The 18,001-nt window shown below is 71.4% G+C and carries 18 protein-coding genes; 12 read left to right on the top strand and 6 right to left on the bottom strand.

The genetic code is table 11. The features are described 5' to 3' along the window. Nucleotides 1-44: 44 nt before the first annotated feature. Nucleotides 45-461, bottom strand: a complete 417-nt coding sequence (locus ACFYWI_RS32615) for a DUF4395 domain-containing protein (RefSeq protein WP_389239374.1) — start codon at nucleotides 459-461, stop codon at nucleotides 45-47. 76 nt (nucleotides 462-537) lie between these two features. Between ACFYWI_RS32615 and ACFYWI_RS32610 the strand changes: the two genes are divergently transcribed. The 6 genes from ACFYWI_RS32610 to ACFYWI_RS32585 all read left to right on the top strand — a co-directional run bounded on the left by ACFYWI_RS32610 (nucleotide 538) and on the right by ACFYWI_RS32585 (nucleotide 6,933). Then, the gene (locus ACFYWI_RS32610) at nucleotides 538-951 is read left to right on the top strand and encodes a TlpA family protein disulfide reductase (RefSeq protein ID WP_389239373.1); all 414 of its coding nucleotides are present in this window, start codon (nucleotides 538-540) and stop codon (nucleotides 949-951) included. Nucleotides 952-1,151: 200 nt separating this feature from the next. After that, nucleotides 1,152-1,658 (top strand): flavin reductase family protein, encoded by a 507-nt coding sequence (locus tag ACFYWI_RS32605; protein WP_389239372.1) that lies wholly within the window; start codon nucleotides 1,152-1,154, stop codon nucleotides 1,656-1,658. Between the two features lie 210 nt (nucleotides 1,659-1,868). Then, nucleotides 1,869-2,654 (top strand): electron transfer flavoprotein subunit beta/FixA family protein, encoded by a 786-nt coding sequence (locus tag ACFYWI_RS32600; protein WP_389239371.1) that lies wholly within the window; start codon nucleotides 1,869-1,871, stop codon nucleotides 2,652-2,654. 58 nt (nucleotides 2,655-2,712) lie between these two features. Then, entirely contained in the window at nucleotides 2,713-3,675 is a 963-nt protein-coding gene (locus tag ACFYWI_RS32595; RefSeq protein ID WP_389239370.1) for an electron transfer flavoprotein subunit alpha/FixB family protein, read from the top strand. A gap of 158 nt (nucleotides 3,676-3,833) precedes the next feature. After that, nucleotides 3,834-5,123: a DUF6986 family protein gene (locus ACFYWI_RS32590; RefSeq protein WP_389239369.1), complete on the top strand. Its 1,290-nt coding sequence runs from the start codon at nucleotides 3,834-3,836 to the stop codon at nucleotides 5,121-5,123. A gap of 73 nt (nucleotides 5,124-5,196) precedes the next feature. Continuing rightward, nucleotides 5,197-6,933 (top strand): serine/threonine-protein kinase, encoded by a 1,737-nt coding sequence (locus ACFYWI_RS32585; RefSeq protein WP_389239368.1) that lies wholly within the window; start codon nucleotides 5,197-5,199, stop codon nucleotides 6,931-6,933. Nucleotides 6,934-6,979: 46 nt separating this feature from the next. Here ACFYWI_RS32585 and ACFYWI_RS32580 read toward each other — a convergent pair whose 3' ends face one another. Then, nucleotides 6,980-7,960: a LacI family DNA-binding transcriptional regulator gene (locus ACFYWI_RS32580; RefSeq protein ID WP_389239367.1), complete on the bottom strand. Its 981-nt coding sequence runs from the start codon at nucleotides 7,958-7,960 to the stop codon at nucleotides 6,980-6,982. A 237-nt stretch (nucleotides 7,961-8,197) separates the two neighbouring features. On the opposite strand from ACFYWI_RS32580, the gene ACFYWI_RS32575 reads away from it, so the two are divergent. After that, complete coding sequence (locus tag ACFYWI_RS32575) at nucleotides 8,198-9,163, top strand: ROK family protein (RefSeq protein ID WP_389239366.1); 966 nt, start codon at nucleotides 8,198-8,200, stop codon at nucleotides 9,161-9,163. A gap of 515 nt (nucleotides 9,164-9,678) precedes the next feature. Beyond that, nucleotides 9,679-10,713, top strand: a complete 1,035-nt coding sequence (locus ACFYWI_RS32570) for an NUDIX domain-containing protein (protein ID WP_389239365.1) — start codon at nucleotides 9,679-9,681, stop codon at nucleotides 10,711-10,713. On the opposite strand, the gene ACFYWI_RS32565 is transcribed toward ACFYWI_RS32570, so the two are convergent. Together ACFYWI_RS32565 and ACFYWI_RS32560 are read right to left on the bottom strand one after the other, a co-directional pair. Next, nucleotides 10,687-11,382, bottom strand: coding sequence for an MBL fold metallo-hydrolase (locus ACFYWI_RS32565; RefSeq protein ID WP_389239364.1), 696 nt, complete (start codon nucleotides 11,380-11,382; stop codon nucleotides 10,687-10,689). The two genes, ACFYWI_RS32570 and ACFYWI_RS32565, sit on opposite strands and share 27 nt — an antisense overlap. A 117-nt stretch (nucleotides 11,383-11,499) precedes the next feature. Continuing rightward, nucleotides 11,500-12,864: a dipeptidase gene (locus ACFYWI_RS32560; protein ID WP_389239363.1), complete on the bottom strand. Its 1,365-nt coding sequence runs from the start codon at nucleotides 12,862-12,864 to the stop codon at nucleotides 11,500-11,502. Nucleotides 12,865-13,010: 146 nt separating this feature from the next. Here ACFYWI_RS32560 and ACFYWI_RS32555 point away from each other — a divergent pair, with 146 nt between their 5' ends. Further along, nucleotides 13,011-14,243 (top strand): geranylgeranyl reductase family protein, encoded by a 1,233-nt coding sequence (locus ACFYWI_RS32555; protein WP_389239362.1) that lies wholly within the window; start codon nucleotides 13,011-13,013, stop codon nucleotides 14,241-14,243. A gap of 42 nt (nucleotides 14,244-14,285) precedes the next feature. Here ACFYWI_RS32555 and ACFYWI_RS32550 read toward each other — a convergent pair whose 3' ends face one another. Next, nucleotides 14,286-14,735, bottom strand: a complete 450-nt coding sequence (locus ACFYWI_RS32550) for a nitroreductase family deazaflavin-dependent oxidoreductase (protein ID WP_389239360.1) — start codon at nucleotides 14,733-14,735, stop codon at nucleotides 14,286-14,288. A 143-nt stretch (nucleotides 14,736-14,878) separates the two neighbouring features. Here ACFYWI_RS32550 and ACFYWI_RS32545 point away from each other — a divergent pair, with 143 nt between their 5' ends. The 3 genes from ACFYWI_RS32545 (at nucleotide 14,879) to ACFYWI_RS32535 (ending at nucleotide 17,695) form a co-directional block, all read left to right on the top strand. After that, the gene (locus ACFYWI_RS32545; RefSeq protein ID WP_389239359.1) at nucleotides 14,879-15,613 is read left to right on the top strand and encodes a TetR/AcrR family transcriptional regulator; all 735 of its coding nucleotides are present in this window, start codon (nucleotides 14,879-14,881) and stop codon (nucleotides 15,611-15,613) included. 193 nt (nucleotides 15,614-15,806) lie between these two features. Continuing rightward, nucleotides 15,807-17,033, top strand: a complete 1,227-nt coding sequence (locus tag ACFYWI_RS32540; RefSeq protein ID WP_389239358.1) for a histidine kinase — start codon at nucleotides 15,807-15,809, stop codon at nucleotides 17,031-17,033. Next, nucleotides 17,030-17,695, top strand: a complete 666-nt coding sequence (locus ACFYWI_RS32535; protein WP_389239357.1) for a response regulator — start codon at nucleotides 17,030-17,032, stop codon at nucleotides 17,693-17,695. The genes ACFYWI_RS32540 and ACFYWI_RS32535 overlap by 4 nt, the downstream gene beginning before the upstream one ends. Here the strand turns inward: ACFYWI_RS32535 and ACFYWI_RS32530 are convergent. After that, nucleotides 17,656-17,931, bottom strand: coding sequence for a DUF6332 family protein (locus tag ACFYWI_RS32530; protein WP_389239356.1), 276 nt, complete (start codon nucleotides 17,929-17,931; stop codon nucleotides 17,656-17,658). The two genes, ACFYWI_RS32535 and ACFYWI_RS32530, sit on opposite strands and share 40 nt — an antisense overlap. Nucleotides 17,932-18,001 lie beyond the last annotated feature (70 nt).

The raw sequence follows: 18,001 nt of genomic DNA, 5'->3' as shown, positions 1-18,001 counted from the left end.
CGCCCTGTGTGGGCGAGATTCTTGTCACGTCATGGTCGTACATCTCACCGACTCACAGTCATTGTCCGTCGCAGCAGCAGAAATAGCTCGCACCCGAGGCAGTACCCGAAGGTGGCGTTGAGGAAAGCGGCTCCCAGCGCGCAGCCGACTGCGGCGAGCCCGAGCCACCCCGGCCCCCAGAGCTGACCAATGAGGCCGAGCGCGGCGAAGGCGAGCCCGACGGCCTGCGCGAAGCGCGGCGCGGCCGGCGACTCGACATCCGTGGGCGGGGCGATCCGGGGGCGTACCGCGGTGCGATAGAGCAGGCCGTACGGAGTGCGCTGCACGCCGAGGGCGGCCCCGGCGGCGAAGCACAGCGTCTGCCACACGAGCAGCAGATCGCTGCCCGTGACGAGCACGGCGGCGAGTACGAGTGCGGTGACCGCGGCTCCGAAGCGCGGACCCCTGACGTCGATGTCCATGCCGCACAGCATCGCGCAGCGGATCCGGCTGCGGGGAGCGGGAATCTTTGCGGTCGTGTGAACGCTGGACCCGGGGATGAACGGAGTCATGGTGTGTGTGGTGGTGCTCGCGGCGGCGAGTGCCTTCGGGCTGTGGCAGCGGCGCGGCGACGGGAGGCTGAAGGTGCGGGACCGGGACGCGGGGCGACGGCTGGATGCGGCCGTACTGGGTGCGGAGCTCGGGCACCGGGCGACCCTGGTGCAGTTCTCCAGCGCGTTCTGTCAGCCGTGCCGGGCGACCCGGCGCACCCTCGCCGAGGTCGCCCACATGGTCGACGGCGTCGTGCATGTGGAGCTGGACGCAGAGGAGCGGCTCTCGCTCGTGCGGGAGCTCGGCGTCATGAAGACGCCCACTGTGCTGGTGCTCGACGCCGGCGGACGGATCGTCACGCGGGCCTCGGGCCAGCCCCGCAAGGCGGATGTGATCGCCGCACTCGGGCAGGCGGTCTGACCACCCGTGAGGCTGATCCCACATTCCGGCGCGCACTTGACTGCACGCGCCAACTATCGTCAGGCTGACGCTGTGCCCCCACTTCTCCTTCTCCACGGGCGCGTTCATGTGAACCTCGCCCGGAACGCGAGTGCGCGCTGTCCGGCCGGCCGAGCAGTCGCAGCCGCCCCGTTTCGCGCCCCCCGCAGAAGGACATCTCGATGACGGCATCGCCCGATCTCGGCACGGCACAGCTGGCCTCCCCGGATCTGCTCCGCTCCGTCTTCCGTAGGCACGCCGCCGGTGTCGCGGTGATCACGGCGCGGGGGCAGCGCCCTGTCGGGTTCACCGCCACCTCGCTCAACTCCGTCGCGGCCGACCCGCCGCTGATCTCTTTCGGGGTGGGGACGTCCTCGTCCAGTTGGGCGGTTCTTGCCGAGGCCGAGCACATAGGGGTTCACATACTCGGCGAGCACCAGCAGGAGCTGGCCGCCACTTTCGCGCGCAGCGGGGCCGACCGGTTCGCGCCGCCCACGAGCTGGAGGACGGGCCCCGAGGGCGTCCCCGTGCTCGACGGTGTCCTGGCCTGGCTGGTGTGCCGGGTCGTCGCCCGGGTCCCGGCCGGGGACCATCGCATCGTGATTGCCGAAGCAGTCGTCGGGGACCCCGCCGGGGCGGGCCGGCCGCTGCTCTACCATCAGGGTCGCTTCAACACGCTGCGGGACTGAGTCAGTTCCCGCTGGGCGCCGGGAAATGGCACGCTGGGGCGTTGGCAAGGTCACAGCACAAAGCGCTTGCTTACCTGGATACCAACCGCTGTACTGACGAGTAATATTTCGATCGGAGCGCGGCCCGCCCCGACCGGGATCCGCCCCATCGGACGCCTATGCTGCGTTCACAAGGCATTCCAATAGAGACGATGCAGTAGGAGAGCCGGCGTGAGCCTGAGGATCGTTGTCTGTGTGAAGTACGTGCCCGACGCCACCGGCGACCGGCACTTCGCCGATGACCTGACCGTCGACCGCGACGACGTCGACGGCCTGCTGTCTGAGCTCGACGAGTACGCGGTCGAGCAGGCCCTGCAGATCGCCGACGAGGCGGACGACGCCGAGGTCACGGTGCTGACCGTCGGCCCCGAGGACGCCAAGGACGCGCTGCGCAAGGCTCTGTCCATGGGCGCCGACAAGGCCGTCCACGTCGAGGACGACGACCTGCACGGCACCGACGTGATGGGCACCTCGCTGGTGCTGGCCAAGGCGATCGAGAAGACCGGCTACGACCTGGTCATCGCGGGCATGGCCTCCACCGACGGCACCATGGGCGTGCTCCCGGCGATCCTGGCCGAGCGTCTGGGCGTCCCACAGGTCACCCTCCTCTCCGAGGTCTCGGTCGAGGACGGCACGGTGAAGGGCCGTCGTGACGGCGACAGCGCGAGCGAGCAGCTCGAGGCGTCCCTGCCGGCCGTCGTCTCCGTGACGGACCAGTCGGGCGAGGCCCGCTACCCGTCCTTCAAGGGCATCATGGCCGCCAAGAAGAAGCCGGTCGAGTCCCTGGACCTCGAGGACCTCGAGATCGACGCCGACGAGGTCGGCCTCGAGGGTGCCTGGACCAAGGTCGACTCGGCCACCGAGCGTCCGGCCCGTACCGCCGGCACGATCGTCAAGGACGAGGGCGAGGGCGGCAAGCAGCTCGCGGAGTTCCTCGCGAGCCAGAAGTTCATCTGAGCTTCGGCCACATCCCCAACCGCCCCCAGATACTTCGCATTCGCAGGAGAGCAATCCCATGGCTGAAGTTCTCGTCTACGTCGACCACGTGGACGGCGCCGTCCGCAAGCCCACCCTCGAGCTGCTGACCCTGGCCCGCCGCATCGGCGAGCCGGTCGCCGTCGCCCTGGGCGCCGGCGCCGAGGCCACCGCCCCCGCGCTCGCCGAGCACGGCGCGGTGAAGGTGCTGACCGCCGACGCCCCGGAGTTCGCCGAGTACCTCGTCGTACCGAAGGTGGACGCGCTGCAGGCCGCGTACGAGGCCGTCTCCCCGGCCGCCGTGCTCGTGCCGTCCTCCGCCGAGGGCAAGGAGATCGCGGCCCGTCTCGCGGTCCGCATCGGCTCCGGCATCATCACCGACGCCGTCGACCTCGAGGCCGGCGACGAGGGCCCGGTGGCCACGCAGTCCGCTTTCGCCGCCTCTTTCACCACCAAGTCCCGCATCAGCAAGGGCACTCCGGTCATCACGGTCAAGCCGAACTCGGCCGCCGTGGAGGCCGCCCCGGCCGCCGGCGCGGTCGAGGCGCTCACCGTCTCCTTCTCCGAGAAGGCGAAGGGCACCAAGGTCGTCTCGCGCACCCCGCGTGAGTCCACCGGCCGCCCCGAACTGACCGAGGCCGCGATCGTGGTCTCCGGCGGCCGTGGCGTCAACGGCGCCGAGAACTTCGCGATCATCGAGTCGCTGGCCGACTCGCTCGGTGCCGCGGTCGGCGCCTCGCGTGCCGCCGTCGACGCAGGCTGGTACCCGCACACCAACCAGGTCGGCCAGACCGGCAAGTCGGTCTCCCCGCAGCTGTACATCGCCTCCGGTATCTCCGGCGCGATCCAGCACCGGGCCGGCATGCAGACCTCGAAGACCATCGTGGCCATCAACAAGGACGCCGAGGCCCCTATCTTCGACCTGGTCGACTACGGAGTGGTCGGCGACCTGTTCGAGGTTGTCCCGCAGCTGACCGAAGAGGTCAGGACCCGCAAGGGCTGACCTGTACGAGTCTCCGCAGCAGGGGCCGCGTGGTGATCTTCACCGCGCGGCCCCTGCCGGTTGTGGTGGACCATTGACGCAGGTCATGGCCGCCTATTAACTTCGCTATACGGATTGTTGATTCCGTGAAGCGGAAAGCTGAGTGCGGAGGGTTGGGAATGGGGCAGCAGGAGAAGGTGGCGACGAGCCTCGCCGGTGCGGTCGGCGAGGGCATCAGCGCCTCGCTCGCCCATGTGGACGCGGAGCTTGCCCGCCGCTACCCGGGAGACCCCGGCACCCGCCAGCCCGTTCACACCGTCTACGTACCCGGCAACGCCTTCGCCGCCGACACCATCCGCTCCTGGGGCGATCAGGCCCTCGCGGCGCTCGACGAGCACGCCCCCGACGCCGCCTCCCTCGCCCGCGTCCTCGGTCTGTCCGACGAGCTCGCCGAGCCCGTCCACACCCGCGTGCGCGCCAAGCTGGAGCGCGAGCCGGTCGAAGACCTGCGGGTCGACTTCGAGGACGGCTACACCGGGCGCGAGGAGGACGCGGACGCCGCACGCGCGGCGCGTCTGGTCTCCGAGGCCTACGCACACGGCACCGCCGCCCCGTACATGGGCATCCGCATGAAGTGCATGGAGGCCCCCGTACGCGACCGGGGCATCCGCACCCTCGACATCTTCCTCACCGGCCTGATGGAGGCCGGCGGTCTGCCCGACGGGCTGGTGCTGACCCTGCCCAAGGTCACCTACGCCGAACAGGTCGGTGCGATGGTGCGCCTGCTCGAGGAGTTCGAGAAGGCCCGCGGCCTCGACGCCGGCCGGATCGGCTTCGAGATCCAGATAGAGACCAGCCAGTCCATCCTCGCCGCCGACGGCACCGCGACCGTCGCCCGGATGATCGACGCCGCAGCGGGCCGCGCCACCGGGCTCCACTACGGGACCTTCGACTACAGCGCCTGCCTCGGGGTCAGCGCCGCCCACCAGGCCAGTGACCACCCGGCCGCCGACCACGCCAAGGCGATCATGCAGGTCGCCGCGGCCGGTACCGGCGTACGCGTCTGCGACGGCTCCACCAACGTGCTGCCCGTCGGCCCGACCGAGAAGGTCCACGAGGCCTGGCGGCTCCACTACGGCCTCACCCGCCGCGCTCTGGCCCGTGCCTACTACCAGGGCTGGGACATGCACCCGGGCCATCTGCCCACCCGCTACGCCGCCGTGTTCGCCTTCTACCGCGAGGGCTTCCAGCAGGCGGCCGCGCGCCTCGCCGCCTACGCGAACCAGGCCGGCGGCGCTGTCATGGACGAGCCTGCCACGGCCAAGGCGCTCAGCTCCTATCTGCTGCGCGGCATCGACTGCGGCGCACTCGACACCGCCGAAGTCGCCCGCCTCACCGGTCTGTCGCGCGCGGAACTCGACGCGTACGCCGCTCCGCGCCGCGGAGACCTCACGGCCACAGCCCCGTAACAGCCGTCTCCTGTGACAACGGGAGCCGCATAGGCTGGCGTCGACCACGGAGGCGACAAGGAGCGGGGCAGCGGTGTCATCGGGGGAGAACCTGCGGCTGGCGGGCCGCTATCGCGTGATCGGGCAACTGGGCCGCGGAGGCATGGGAGTTGTCTGGCGTGCCGTCGACGAGGTGCTCGGCCGCGAGGTCGCCGTCAAGGAACTGCGTACCTACACCGACTCGTCCGGCCCCGAACTGGCGGACCTGCACGTACGGATGCAGCGCGAGGCACGCGCCGCCGCCCGGGTACGGCACCCCGGAGTCATCGCCGTCCATGACGTCGCCGACCACCAGGGCCGCCCGGTCATCGTCATGGAGCTCGTCGACGGACCCTCGCTCGACGACGTGCTCGGCGAACGCGGGGTGCTGGACCCGCGCGAGGCGGCCGGCATCGGAGCCAAGGTGCTTCAGGCTCTGGGCGCGGCACACCGAGCGGGCGTGCTGCACCGCGACGTCAAGCCGGGCAATGTGCTGCTCGACCGCTCCGGCCGGGTCGTGCTCACCGACTTCGGTATCGCGGCGATGGACGACCCCGGCGACAGCTCCACCACGCATCTGACACGCAGCGGTGAACTGGTCGGATCCCTCGACTACTTGGCGCCCGAGCGCGCCCAGGGCCATGAGCCGGGCCCGGCCTCCGACATCTGGGCGCTGGGCGCCACGCTGTACGCGGCTGTCGAGGGCTCGTCCCCGTTCCGCCGTACGTCGACCTGGTCCACACTCACGGCGATCGTCGCCGAGCCGCTGCCGGAGCCGAGGCGGGCGGGGCCGCTGGGGCCCGTACTGCAGCAGTTGATGCACAAGGACCCGGCGCAGCGGCCCGACGCCCAGACGGCGGCGCGGCTGCTGGAAGCGGTCGCGGCGGGCGAGGAGACCGGTGCCACGGTACCGCTGGGACCGGGGGTCTCCGCGCCGCCAGCCGCGCCCGCGCCCGCGCCGGACACCCGGGTGCCGACCGAGCTCAACGCGATGCCGCACCGGCCGGAGGGCTTCGGCGCGCCGGCACCGGCTCCGGCGCCTCATCCTGCCCCCGCGCCCGCATCCGCCGCGCCTGGGCGGCGCAGCCGTCGCACCGTCCTCGTGGCGGCAGCTGTCGCCACCGTGCTGCTCGTCGGCGGCGGCCTGACGTATGCCCTGGTCGACCGGGATGCCACGGCAACGGGCGAACTCGCGGGCGGAACCGACGAGAACCCGTCGGCGACGGCGGGGAGTTCCGCGGCACCGGGCGCGACACCGTCCGGCAAGGACGAGGGCGAGGGCAAAGGGAAGGGCAAGACCCCGGACGCCGATACGAAGGGCCCGGGCAAGAAGGGGTCCCCGGCTCCGTCCGCCAGGCCCCCGGCCCCCGGGAGCGGTTCGGCGGGCTCGGACTCCGCGGGCACGACCGGCGGTTCGGGCGGTACGACCGGTGGCGGATCCACGGGCGGGTCGGGTACGACCGGCGGATCCGGAACAGGCTCCACGAGCGGAGGCGGCTCGCAGCCCGCCCCCGCCTGCCAGGCGATCGGCGGCGGCAAGTACAACTGCGAGGTCTGGGCGAAGGCCAAGTCCTACACCGCGTCAGGCACCGAGGTGGGCGTGCTCAACGCAGGCACCAACTACTTCTACTGCCAGCAGAATCTGGGCCGCCGCGAGACGTACGGCCAGTGGACCAACGTCTGGTGGGCGAAGACGGACGACGACAGCGGCAACGCCGGCGTCTACGTCAGCGATGTCTACATCCGGGGCGGCGACAACGACGCGCCGGTGCCGGGCCTGCCGGACTGCTGACGGACGCGCGCACCCCGGGCGAGGAGGTGCGCGCGGGGGCGGTTGCTCAGGCCGACGGCGGGATCTCGCCCGAGCCGCGCGGGATCAGCACCGTCTCGAGTGCCACCTGCGACGGCTTCTCGGCCACACCGTCGAGCCGGCGGAACAGGCGGTCCGCGGCGGTGCGTCCCAGTGCCGCCGCGTCCTGGGCTATCACCGTGATGCCCAGGAGGTCGGCGAGCTCGATGTCGTCGAAGCCGACCAGGGCGACGGGCCTGTCGTGACCCGCCAGGACCCGTACCGCTGTGACCGTCACCCGGTTGTTGCCCGCGAAGACGGCGGTGACCGGCTCCGGTCCTTCGAGCATCCCGGTGACGGCCGACCGAACCCGGTCGGGAGCCGTCGAGCCGAGGGAGACCCAGCCGTCCTCGACCGCGATACCGGCGTCCGCCATCGCGGCGCGATAGCCGCGCAGACGCTCGACCGCGGTGTGGATACGGGGCTGGTCTCCGATGAAGCCGATCCGGCGGTGGCCGTGCGCGATCAGATGGGCGACGCCGGTGCGGGCACCGCCGAAGCTGTCGGAGAGGACCACGTCCGCGTCGATCCGCCCCGCGGGGCGGTCCACGAACACGGTGGCGACGCCGGCCTTGATCTCGGGCTCCAGATAGCGGTGGTCGTGACCGGCCGGGATGACGATCAGACCGTCCACCCGGCGCGCGCACAGCGCGAGCACGAGCTCCTGTTCACGGTCGGGGTCCTCGGCGCTCGACCCGTTGATGAGCAGCGCGCCGTGGGCACGGGCGACCTCCTCCACGGCGCGGCTGAGAGGTCCGTAGAAGGGGTCGGCGAGATCTTCGAGAACCAGGCCGATGGAGGCGGTGCGGCCCTTGCGCAGTACCCGCGCGCTGTCGTTGCGGCGAAAGCCCAGGGATTCGATGGCTTCCTGGACCCGGCGCTCGGTGTCCGGGGTGACGCCCGGTTCCCCGTTGACCACCCGGGAGACCGTCTTGAGGCCTACGCCCGCCCGTGCCGCGACATCCTTCATCGTGGGCCGATTGCCGTATCGGGGTTCGGGGCCTCGAGGGCTCCCCGGCGGCAGGGGGCGGGTGGAATCGGCCACAGTGCGCTGTCCTGTCTGCTGTCGTTTGCCGGGCTGTCGCGGTCGGCATTAGGCATATATGACGGTGTGGCGTCGAGCATAGGCCCTGGACAACGTTGTCAGGTGAATGGAGACTGTTATCGGAACCGCAGCTCCGACAGCTCCCCGGGGGAACGCACACCGATGCATACCAGCCTCGTCGCCGCGCTCGACATCGGCGGCACCAAGATCGCCGGCGCGTTGGTGGACCTCAGTGGCACGCTCCTTGTGCGTGCCCAGCGCCCGACGCCCGCCCGTGAGGGCGGCGACACGGTGATGCGCGCGGTCGAGGCCGTCCTGGCCGAGCTGACCGCCTCCCCGCTCTGGGCGGGCGTCATGGCCGTCGGCATCGGCAGTGCGGGCCCGGTGGACGCGTCCACCGGTACGGTCAGCCCGGTCAACGTCCCCGGATGGCGCGGCTTTCCGCTGGTCGCGAGGGTCTCCCGGAAGGTCGGCGGGCTGCCGGTGGAGCTGGTCGGCGACGGCGTGGCGATGACGGCGGCCGAACACTGGCAGGGCGCGGCACGCGGTTACGACAACGCGCTGTGCATGGTCGTCTCCACCGGAGTCGGCGGCGGCCTCGTGCTGAACGGCGCGCTGCACACGGGCCCGACGGGCAACGCAGGCCATATCGGTCACATCAGCGTGGACCTGGACGGTGACCTCTGCCCGTGCGGTGCTCGCGGCTGTGTGGAGCGCATCGCCAGCGGCCCCAACATCGCCCGCCGTGCGCTGGAGGGCGGCTGGGTGCCCGGCCCCGACGGCGACACCTCCGCCGCGGCCGTGGCGGCCGCCGCCCGGGCCGGGAACCCGGTGGCCGCCGCCTCCTTCGAGCGCGCGGCCCAGGCCCTTGCCGCCGGGATCGCAGCGACCGCGACGCTCGTCGAGATCGACATCGCGGTGATCGGCGGGGGAGTGGCCGGTGCGGGCGAGGTGCTCTTCGCCCCGCTGCGCCGTGCGCTGCGCGACTACGCCACGCTCTCCTTCGTGCAGCGGCTGACGGTGGCGCCCGCGCTGACGGGTACGGACGCGGGGCTCGTGGGCGCGGCGGCGGCCGCCACGCTCGCCGGCCACGGGGGTAGGCCGACGGTCTTCAGCGGCCGCTCCTGAGACCTGCCGACGGCCGCTCCTCCAGGGCTCGGGCGACCCCTCTCCCCGACCCGGGTGACCCCTCCAGCAGGCCGCCCGGGAGGCCACGCCGAGACTGTCCGGAGACCTCCCGACGGCCACGGCCAACGCTCCGACCGGTGCGCTCCAGTTCACCCGGAGGCACAACTCGCCTGGACGTACAACGACTTCTTTTGGGCGCTGGTCCACGTCTCCCACGGCGAGAAGCTCCCGATCACCCCTCGGCGCTGAACAATCCAAGAAGGCCGGTTCTTCACGGAGCACACCCTGCCGGCGGCCGGCTGGGTGATCGTGGCGCTGCCGACGCCGATCGTGTTCCTGCTGCTGCAGGGGCACTTCGACGCGGGACTGACGCCCGGCTCGACGAGCGGGTGATCGCCAGGTCGCCCCGCGGCAGCCGCGGGGCGAGGGCCGAGAACGCGTCCTCCTCCCGGACAGTTGTTTTCGTGGCAGGGTGTTGCGGGCAATCCACTGTGGGCTACGGAGGAGGGGGACCCGTGATTGTCTGGATCAACGGTGCGTTCGGAGCGGGCAAGACGAGTACCGCGCGCGAACTGATCGATCTGATCCCGAACAGCACGCTGTTCGACCCCGAGCTGGTCGGCGACGGTATGCGGTACCTGCTGCCCCAGAAGCGGCTCGACGAGGTCGGCGACTACCAGGACCTCTCGATCTGGCGCCGGCTGGTCGTGGACACCGCGGCCGCGCTGCTGACCGAGTTGGGGGGTGTGCTGGTGATACCGATGACCGTGCTGCGGCAGGAGTACCGCGACGAGATCTTCGGCGGGCTCGCCTCGCGGCGCATACCCGTGCGCCATGTGCTGCTGCGTCCGGACGAAACGATCCTGCGCGAGCGGATCGCCGGACGCGAGGTGCCGCAGACCCCGGACGGGGAGCAGCGGGTCGGGCAGTGGGCGTACGACCACCTGGAGCCGTATCGCGCCGCGCTCGACTGGATCACCGCGGACGCGCACGTCATCGACACCAGCCGGCTCGACCCGCACGAGAGTGCGTGGCAGATCGCCCGAGCGGTACGCACCGATGCGGCCCCCGCCTGCGAGATCGTCCAGACACCCGAGCCGACCGCCGAGACCGTCGCCGCCGGCGTCCTCCTCTTCGACGAGGACGACCGGGTGCTGCTCGTCGACCCCACCTACAAGCCCGGCTGGGAGTTCCCCGGTGGCGTCGTGGAGAGCGGCGAGGCCCCCGCACGCGCCGGGATGCGAGAGGTCGCCGAGGAACTGGGCATCGGGCTCACCGATGTGCCACGGCTGCTGGTCGTGGACTGGGAGGCGCCCCGCCCGCCCGGCTTCGGCGGGCTGCGGCTGCTGTTCGACGGCGGCCGGCTGCCCGACGGCGACGCAAGACGGGTGAGGCTCCCCGGATCGGAACTGCGCGGCTGGAAGTTCGTCAGCGAACAGGACGCGGCGCAGCTGCTGCCGCCCACCCGTTACGAACGGCTGCGCTGGGCGCTGCGGGCCCGCGAACGCGGGACCGTGCTCAACCTAGAGGCCGGCATCCCCGTCGGCTGACGCCAGCAGCACGGCCGCGGCGTTCTCGGTCAGGGGATCGCCGTGCCCGAAGCAGACCGTGGACGGCGCGAGCGAGGCGAGGCGGCGCATCGACACCTGTGCCAGGGCCCGGTCGACGTTGAAGACCCCCAGCATCACCCGGCCCACCCCCGCGACACAGTCGCCCGTGAACAGCACGCCGTGGTCCGGGAGATGGAGAGCGATCGAACCGTCGGTGTGGCCGGGGGAGTGCACCACCCGTGCCCCGCCGCCGAAGCCGAGAACGTCGCCGTCCTCGAGCTCACGGTCGACCCGGGTGGGAGGCGCCGGCGGGACGGTGAGCCCGTGCTCGTACAGCGGGACCTCCCAGTCCAGCAGTACGGGGTCGGGTACGGGCGCCTCGCCCCGTACGACCGGGGCGTCCAGGCGGTGTGCCAGTACCTCGGCCCCGTACCGCTGTGCCAACTCCCCGGCCGCGCCCACATGGTCGCGGTGACAGTGCGTCAGGACGATCCGGCGGAGGGCGTCGGGGTACAGCCCCGCGCCGCGTATCGCCTCCTCGATCAGCGGCCCGGAGTCCCGATGGCCCGCGTCGACGAGCGTCAGCTCGTCGCCGTCGCACCACAGATACGCCTGGCCGATCGGGAAGCGGAGCATGTGCAGTTGAGGCAGTACCCGGATGAAGTCCATACGGCGAACGTACGCAACGTCGTACGTCCGCCGTATGGATCTACGCTTGCGGCGATCTTCGCTGAGCGCTGAAGTCGTCCCCTCGCGAGGCGTAGTCGCAGTTCCAGCCGCAGCCGCTCAAGCCTTCTTGGACTCGGCGTAGTTGACCAGGAACAGCGCCTCGGCGACCGAAAGCCGCTCCAGCTCCATGGGTGAGACGCTCTCGTTCACGGCGTGGATCTGCGCCTCCGGCTCGCTGAGACCGATCAGGAGGATCTCCGCCTCCGGGTAGAGGGCGGCCAGCGTGTTGCACAGCGGGATCGAGCCGCCCATGCCGGAGGCCTGCATCTCCTCGCCCGGGTACGCCACACTCATCGCCTGCGCCATGGAGGTGTACGCGGGGCTGGTGACATCCGCCTGGAACGGCTGCCCCTGGCCGACCTGCTCCAGAGTGACCCGGGCGTTCCACGGCGTGTGCTTCTCGATGTGCGCGAACAGCAGCTTGGTCGCTTCCGCCGCGTCCTGGCCGGGTGGAACCCGCAGACTGATCTGCGCACGGGCGCTGGAAGGGATGGACGGGGTGGCCCCTGCCACCGGGTGGCAGTCGATACCGACCACGGTGACGGCGGGACGCGCCCAGATCCGGTCGGCGACCGAGCCGTTGCCGGTCAGCGAGACACCGTTGAGAACCCTGGCATCCTGGCGGAACTCGTCCTCCGGGTACTGCAGTCCCTCCCACCGGGCCTGCGCCGGGAGCCCGTCGATCACCGTCGAGCCGTCCTCGGCGCGCAGCGAGTCCAGTACGCGGATGAGCGCGGCCAGCGCGTCGGGCGCGGCTCCGCCGAACTGGCCCGAGTGCAGATTGCCCTCCAGGGTGTCGACCTGCACGCGGATCATGGTCATGCCGCGCAGCGTCGCCGTCACCGTCGGCAGGCCCACACGGAAGTTCCCGGTGTCACCGATCACGATCGCGTCGGCCGTCAGCAGGTTCTGCTGCGCCTCGGCGTACTGCTCCAGACCGCCCGTGCCCTGCTCCTCCGATCCCTCCACGATCACCTTCACCGAGACCGGGACGCCGCCGTTCGCCTTCAGGGCACGCAGCGCGAGCAGATGCATGATGAAGCCGCCCTTGCAGTCGGCGGCACCGCGCCCGTACCAGCGTCCGTTCCGCTCGGTGAGCTCGAACGGCGGGGTCACCCATGCCGACTCGTCCAGCTTCGGCTGCACGTCGTAGTGCGCGTACAGCAGGACGGTCGGCGCACCTTCCGGGCCGGGGAGCAGGCCGTACACCGACTGCGAGCCGTCGGGGGTGTCAAGGAGCGCTACGTCCTGGAACCCTTCGCCGCGCAGCGCGCCGGCCACCCACTTCGCGGCGGCCTCGCACTCACTCCTCGGCGCCACTGCCTCGTCCGCGACCGACTGGAAGGCCACCAGCTCCGTGAGCTCCGCCTTGGCGCGGGGCATCAACGACGCGACGGTCTCGGCGATCGGATTCGCGGTCATGGGCACGCTCCTTGTGGGTGCGACGTTGTGCGAAGTGTGTACGGCGAATGTGTGGCCGATCCTGCCACAGCGGGCAGGACGCGGCTGCGCCGTAGGATGCGGTCCAGAGCTTGGGCCCCAGGTCGGATCGGGAGCAGAAGTACATCGTGAGCAGCGAGAACGATGCCACCGGAGCAGCGGCGGCGAATGAGCTTGGCGACGGTTCGGTGTGGGACGTAGTGGTGGTGGGCGCCGGGCCCGCGGGCGCCTCGGCGGCGTATGCCGCCGCGGTCGCCGGCCGCAGGGTGCTGCTGCTGGAGAAGGCCGAGCTGCCCCGCTACAAGACCTGCGGTGGCGGCATCATCGGTCCCTCGCGTGACAGCCTGCCGCCCGGCTTCGAACTCCCTCTGCGGGACAAGGTCCATGCCGTCACGTTCTCGCTGAACGGCAAGCTGGCCCGCACCCGCCGCTCCAAGCGGATGCTCTTCGGGCTCATCAACCGCCCCGACTTCGATGCCGGGCTCGTCGAGCAGGCGCAGAAGGCGGGCGCGGTGCTGCGCACCGGCGTGAGTGTCTCCCGGGTCGAGCAGCACGGCCCGGCCGTGCCCGACCGGCGCACGGTGGCGGTGGTCCTGTCCGACGGTGAGACGCTGCTGGCGCACGCGGTCGTGGGCGCGGACGGCAGCGCCGGCCGTACAGGCGCCCATGTCGGGGTGAAGCTGGACCAGGTCGACCTCGGACTGGAGGCGGAGATCCCCGTGCCGCCGACGGTCGCGGAGGACTGGGCGGGGCGCGTGCTCATCGACTGGGGGCCGATGCCGGGCAGTTACGGCTGGGTGTTCCCCAAGGGGCAGACGCTGACCGTCGGTGTGATCTCCGCTCGCGGCGAGGGCGCGGCCACCAAGCGCTATCTCGAGGACTTCATCGCCCGGCTCGGGCTCGCCGGCTTCGAGCCGGCGATCTCTTCCGGGCATCTGACGCGATGCCGCAGCGACGACTCGCCGCTGTCGCGCGGCAGGGTCCTGGTGTGCGGCGACGCGGCGGGGCTGCTGGAGCCCTGGACCAGGGAGGGCATCTCCTTCGCGCTGCGGTCGGGGCGGCTGGCGGGGGAGTGGGCGGTGCGCATCGCCGAGGCACACGACGCCGTGGACGCACGCAGACAGGCGCTGAACTACGCCTTCGCGATCAAGGCGGGCCTCGGCGTGGAGATGGCGGTCGGCCGGCGGATGCTCGCCCTGTTCGAGCGCAGGCCGGGGCTGCTGCACGCGGTGATCACCGGATTCAGGCCCGCCTGGAAGGCGTTCTCGGACATCACCCGCGGGTCCACGTCACTGGCCGCACTGGTGCGGACGCATTCGCTGGCGCGGCGCGCGCTGGATGTCCTGGACCGCACTGCCTAGGCGCGGACAGGGCCTGGCGAAGGCGTTTCGGGGCGCCGGGACTCACTTGGTGATCGTGATCCGGAAGACGGGGTGCTTGTGCGCGGAGGCGAGCAGCTCCTCGTCCGTCGAGTCGGCATCCACGTCGCCGAAGAAGCGGCCGACCTCCCAGCCCCAGCGCTTGAGGTAGCTGCGCAGCAGCGGGGGCTTCTCCTCGTCGGGCAGCTCCACGGCAGTGAACTGCTGGGTGCTGCGGCCGACCTGGAGCTTTCCGCTGCCCGCTGCCCGCAGATTGCGCACCCACTGGGAGTGGCCGCGGGCGGAGATCAGATACGGGCCTCCCTCGTAGGGGAGCGGGTTGACCGGAATGCGACGCCATTCGCCGCTGGAGCGGCCGCGGACGGAGAGCTCGGCGGTGCCCAGCAGGCTGATGCCTCGCCGGGCGAGCCAGCCGATGGTGTTGTTCATGATCGTGTCGAACCGGTTGGGCTTGATGTAGTGCGCCTGCGGCATGGCCGTCTCCACTCGGTGCGCTGCTGGACTCTTTCGAGAGCGGTGCTCTCGCTTAAGAGCAGTGTGCACCGAAAGCCTGCTCCAAAGCAAGAGCACTGCTCTCGTTGTTGGTCGGTGCTCCGAAACGTGAAAGACTGCGCCGCATGAGCACGATCCGAGGGGCCAGGGAACGGGCCCGCATGGAAGTGACCGCCGCCATCAAGCAGGAGGCCCGCAACCAGCTCGCCCGGGAAGGCGCTGCCAAGCTCTCGCTGCGTGCTGTCGCCCGCGAGCTGGGCATGGTCTCCTCCGCCCTCTATCGCTACTTCCCGAGCCGTGACGAGCTGCTGACCGCCCTCATCGTCGACGCCTACGACGCGGTCGGCGCCGCCGCCGAGTCCGCCCTCACGTCGGCCCCCGGCCAGGACGACCACCTTGCCCGCTGGAGCGCGCTCTGCTCCGCCGTACGCGGCTGGGCTCTCGAACATCCTCATGAGTACGCGCTGATCTACGGCTCCCCCGTCCCCGGTTACCGCGCACCCGAGGACACCATCGGCCCCGCGTCCCGTGTCGGACTCGCGCTCATCTCGATCGTGCGCGACGCCCATCGCGCGGACGGCATCGCGCTGCCACCGCTCACCCCGCACATGCGCCCCGAGGCGGAGCGGCTGGCGGCCGAGATCGCCCCCGATCTGCCGCCGGCCGTCGCGGTCGCACTTATCGCCGCCTGGTCGCAGCTCTTCGGCCTGATCTCCTTCGAGCTCTTCGGGCAGTTCCACCGTGTCGTGGAGGACCGGGACACCTTCTTCGCACATGTCACGGACCGCCTCGCTCACGAGGTCGGACTGCGGCCCACGCGCGCGGCCGGCGCGGCCCCGGGCAGCAGCGCCGGCTCCTGACACGGCACCCGCCGGAAGACGCCGCGCAGGCACCCGCCGACGGACAGGCCCGCGCCGGCAGCGCCGGCCGCAGCGCACGCCTCGGCCCCCCGAGGCGGGCCGAGGCTCCCGAGCCCGTACTGCCCAGGGAGTAGACGTGATCGCCACGTCCGGCTGACGACCCGGAGCGCAGGCCCGGTCTAGCGTGGCCGTTATGGAACATCGGCGCGCACGCATCTGCGGTGGCCCTGGCTGGTCACAGGGCGGGCCACCGGGGATGCGGCTCTGGGAGGAACGGCGGGCGGCCGGGCGGGTGCCCTGGCCGTCGACCCTGGCACTGGCAGTGTTCGTCATGGTCGGGACGCGGTTCGCCGCACAGGGCCAGGACCGTGAGCCGCTCGACACCTTCGGGCGCCTCCTGCTGGTCGCCGGTCCGGCAGTGCTTCTGCTGCGCCACCGGTACCCCGTGGTGTCGGTCTTCGGGGTCGCGGCCACCGCCTTCGTGTACTTCGCGGCCGGATATCCCTACGGGCCGGTCTTCCTCACCGTCGCCGTCGGCTGCTTCGCGGCCGTCGTCTCCGGGCACCGGCGGGCCGCCTGGTGGGCGCTCGGTCTGTTGTGGGCGGGCCATCTGCTGATCGCGCACTGGCTCTACCGGTATCTGCCGCCCGGCACCGACGACTCCGCACCCTGGGGGCAGGAGGTGTTCGTCACCGCCTGTGTGGTCGCGATCCTGGCGGCCTCCGAACTGGCGCGGGTACGCCGGGAGGTCTGGGCCAAAGAGCGCGCCGAGCGCGCGGCCGCCGAGCGCCGCCGCGCGGACGAGGAGCGGCTGCGGATCGCCCGCGAACTGCACGATGTCCTCGCGCACTCCATCTCCGTCATCAACGTCCAGGCGGGCGTGGGCCTGGCGTTGCTGGACACTGACCCCGAGCAGGCCCGGACCGCGCTCACCACCATCAAGTCGGCGAGCAAGGAGGCACTCGGTGAGGTGCGGCAGGTCCTCGACACCCTGCGCGCCCCGGGCGCCGCGCCGCGCGCGCCCGCCCCGGGTCTTGAGCGCCTCCCCGAACTCGTCGAACAGGCGGCGGGCACCGGGCTGCGGGTGGAGGTGCTCACGGACGGCGAGCCGCGACCGCTGCCGCCCGGCACCGACCTGGCCGCATTCCGCATCGTCCAGGAGGCGCTGACCAACGTTGTTCGGCACTCGGGGTCGCGTGTCGCGCGGGTGCGGATCGTCCATGCACCAGGGAGGCTTCAGCTGCAGATCGACGACGAAGGGCCGGCCACCGGTTCCGACGCCGGCGGCAGTGGCAACGGTCTCGCGGGTATGCGGGAGCGTGCCGCCGGGCTCGGTGGCACGATCGAGGCGGGTCCGCGCCCGGACGGCGGCTTCCGGGTCCGGGCCGATCTGCCTTTGCGGCCGGGGGAGTCGATGTGATCCGCGTACTGCTGGCCGACGATCAGATGCTGGTCCGTGCAGGGTTCACGGCTCTGCTCAACGCCCAGCACGACATCGAGGTGGCGGGCGAGGCGTCCGACGGCGAGGAGGCGGTACGTGTGGTGGGCGAAGTACGCCCGGACGTCGTGCTGATGGACATCCGCATGCCGGTGCTCGACGGCCTGACGGCCACCCGCCGGATCTGCGAGGACGAGCGGCTGCACGACGTCAAAGTCGTCATGCTCACCACCTTCGAACTCGACGAGTACGTCTTCGAGGCCATCCGCTCCGGCGCCTCCGGCTTCCTCGTCAAGGACACCGAGCCGGAGGAACTGCTGCGCGCGGTAAGGGCGGTGGTGGAGGGCGACGCCCTGCTCTCGCCGGGGGTCACACGCCGCCTCATCGCCGAGTTCGCGGCACGGTCCAAGGTGCCCGCCCACTTCGAGGGCCTGGGTCAACTCACCGAACGGGAAAGGGAGGTGATGGCCCTGGTCGGCATCGGGCTGTCGAACGAGGAGATCGCCCGCCGTCTGGTGGTCAGCCCCCTCACCGCCAAGACGCATGTGAGCCGCACCATGGTGAAACTCGGCGCCCGTGACCGGGCTCAACTCGTTGTCATGGCCTATGAGTCGGGGTTGGTGCGGCCGGGCTGGCTCGGCTGAGCGGGCGTCCGCGAGAACCGCCAAAGCACCGTCACCACCCGCACCACGAAGGCGAGCACCGCGGCGGCGCCGCCCGCGAGCAGCAGCCCGCGCTCGACCGCGTACGGCATGGCGAACATCAGTTTCGGTCCCGCGATCACGCCGAAGACCAAGGCCGCGACCAGGACCGCGCTCAGCAGCGCGTACCCGATCTCCACGGTCTCGGCGTCCCGTTCGGCCTGTGTGCGTCTTTCCATACGCGCAGTGTCACAGGGGCGGCGACCGGCGGGTAAGAATCCACCCGCGGCCGCCGCCTCCTGGGCGGGC

Origin of the sequence: Streptomyces sp. NPDC002889 (assembly GCF_042888425.1) — a bacterium.
Taxonomy (GTDB): domain Bacteria; phylum Actinomycetota; class Actinomycetes; order Streptomycetales; family Streptomycetaceae; genus Streptomyces.
This window is presented reverse-complemented; position numbering and strand designations above follow the sequence as displayed.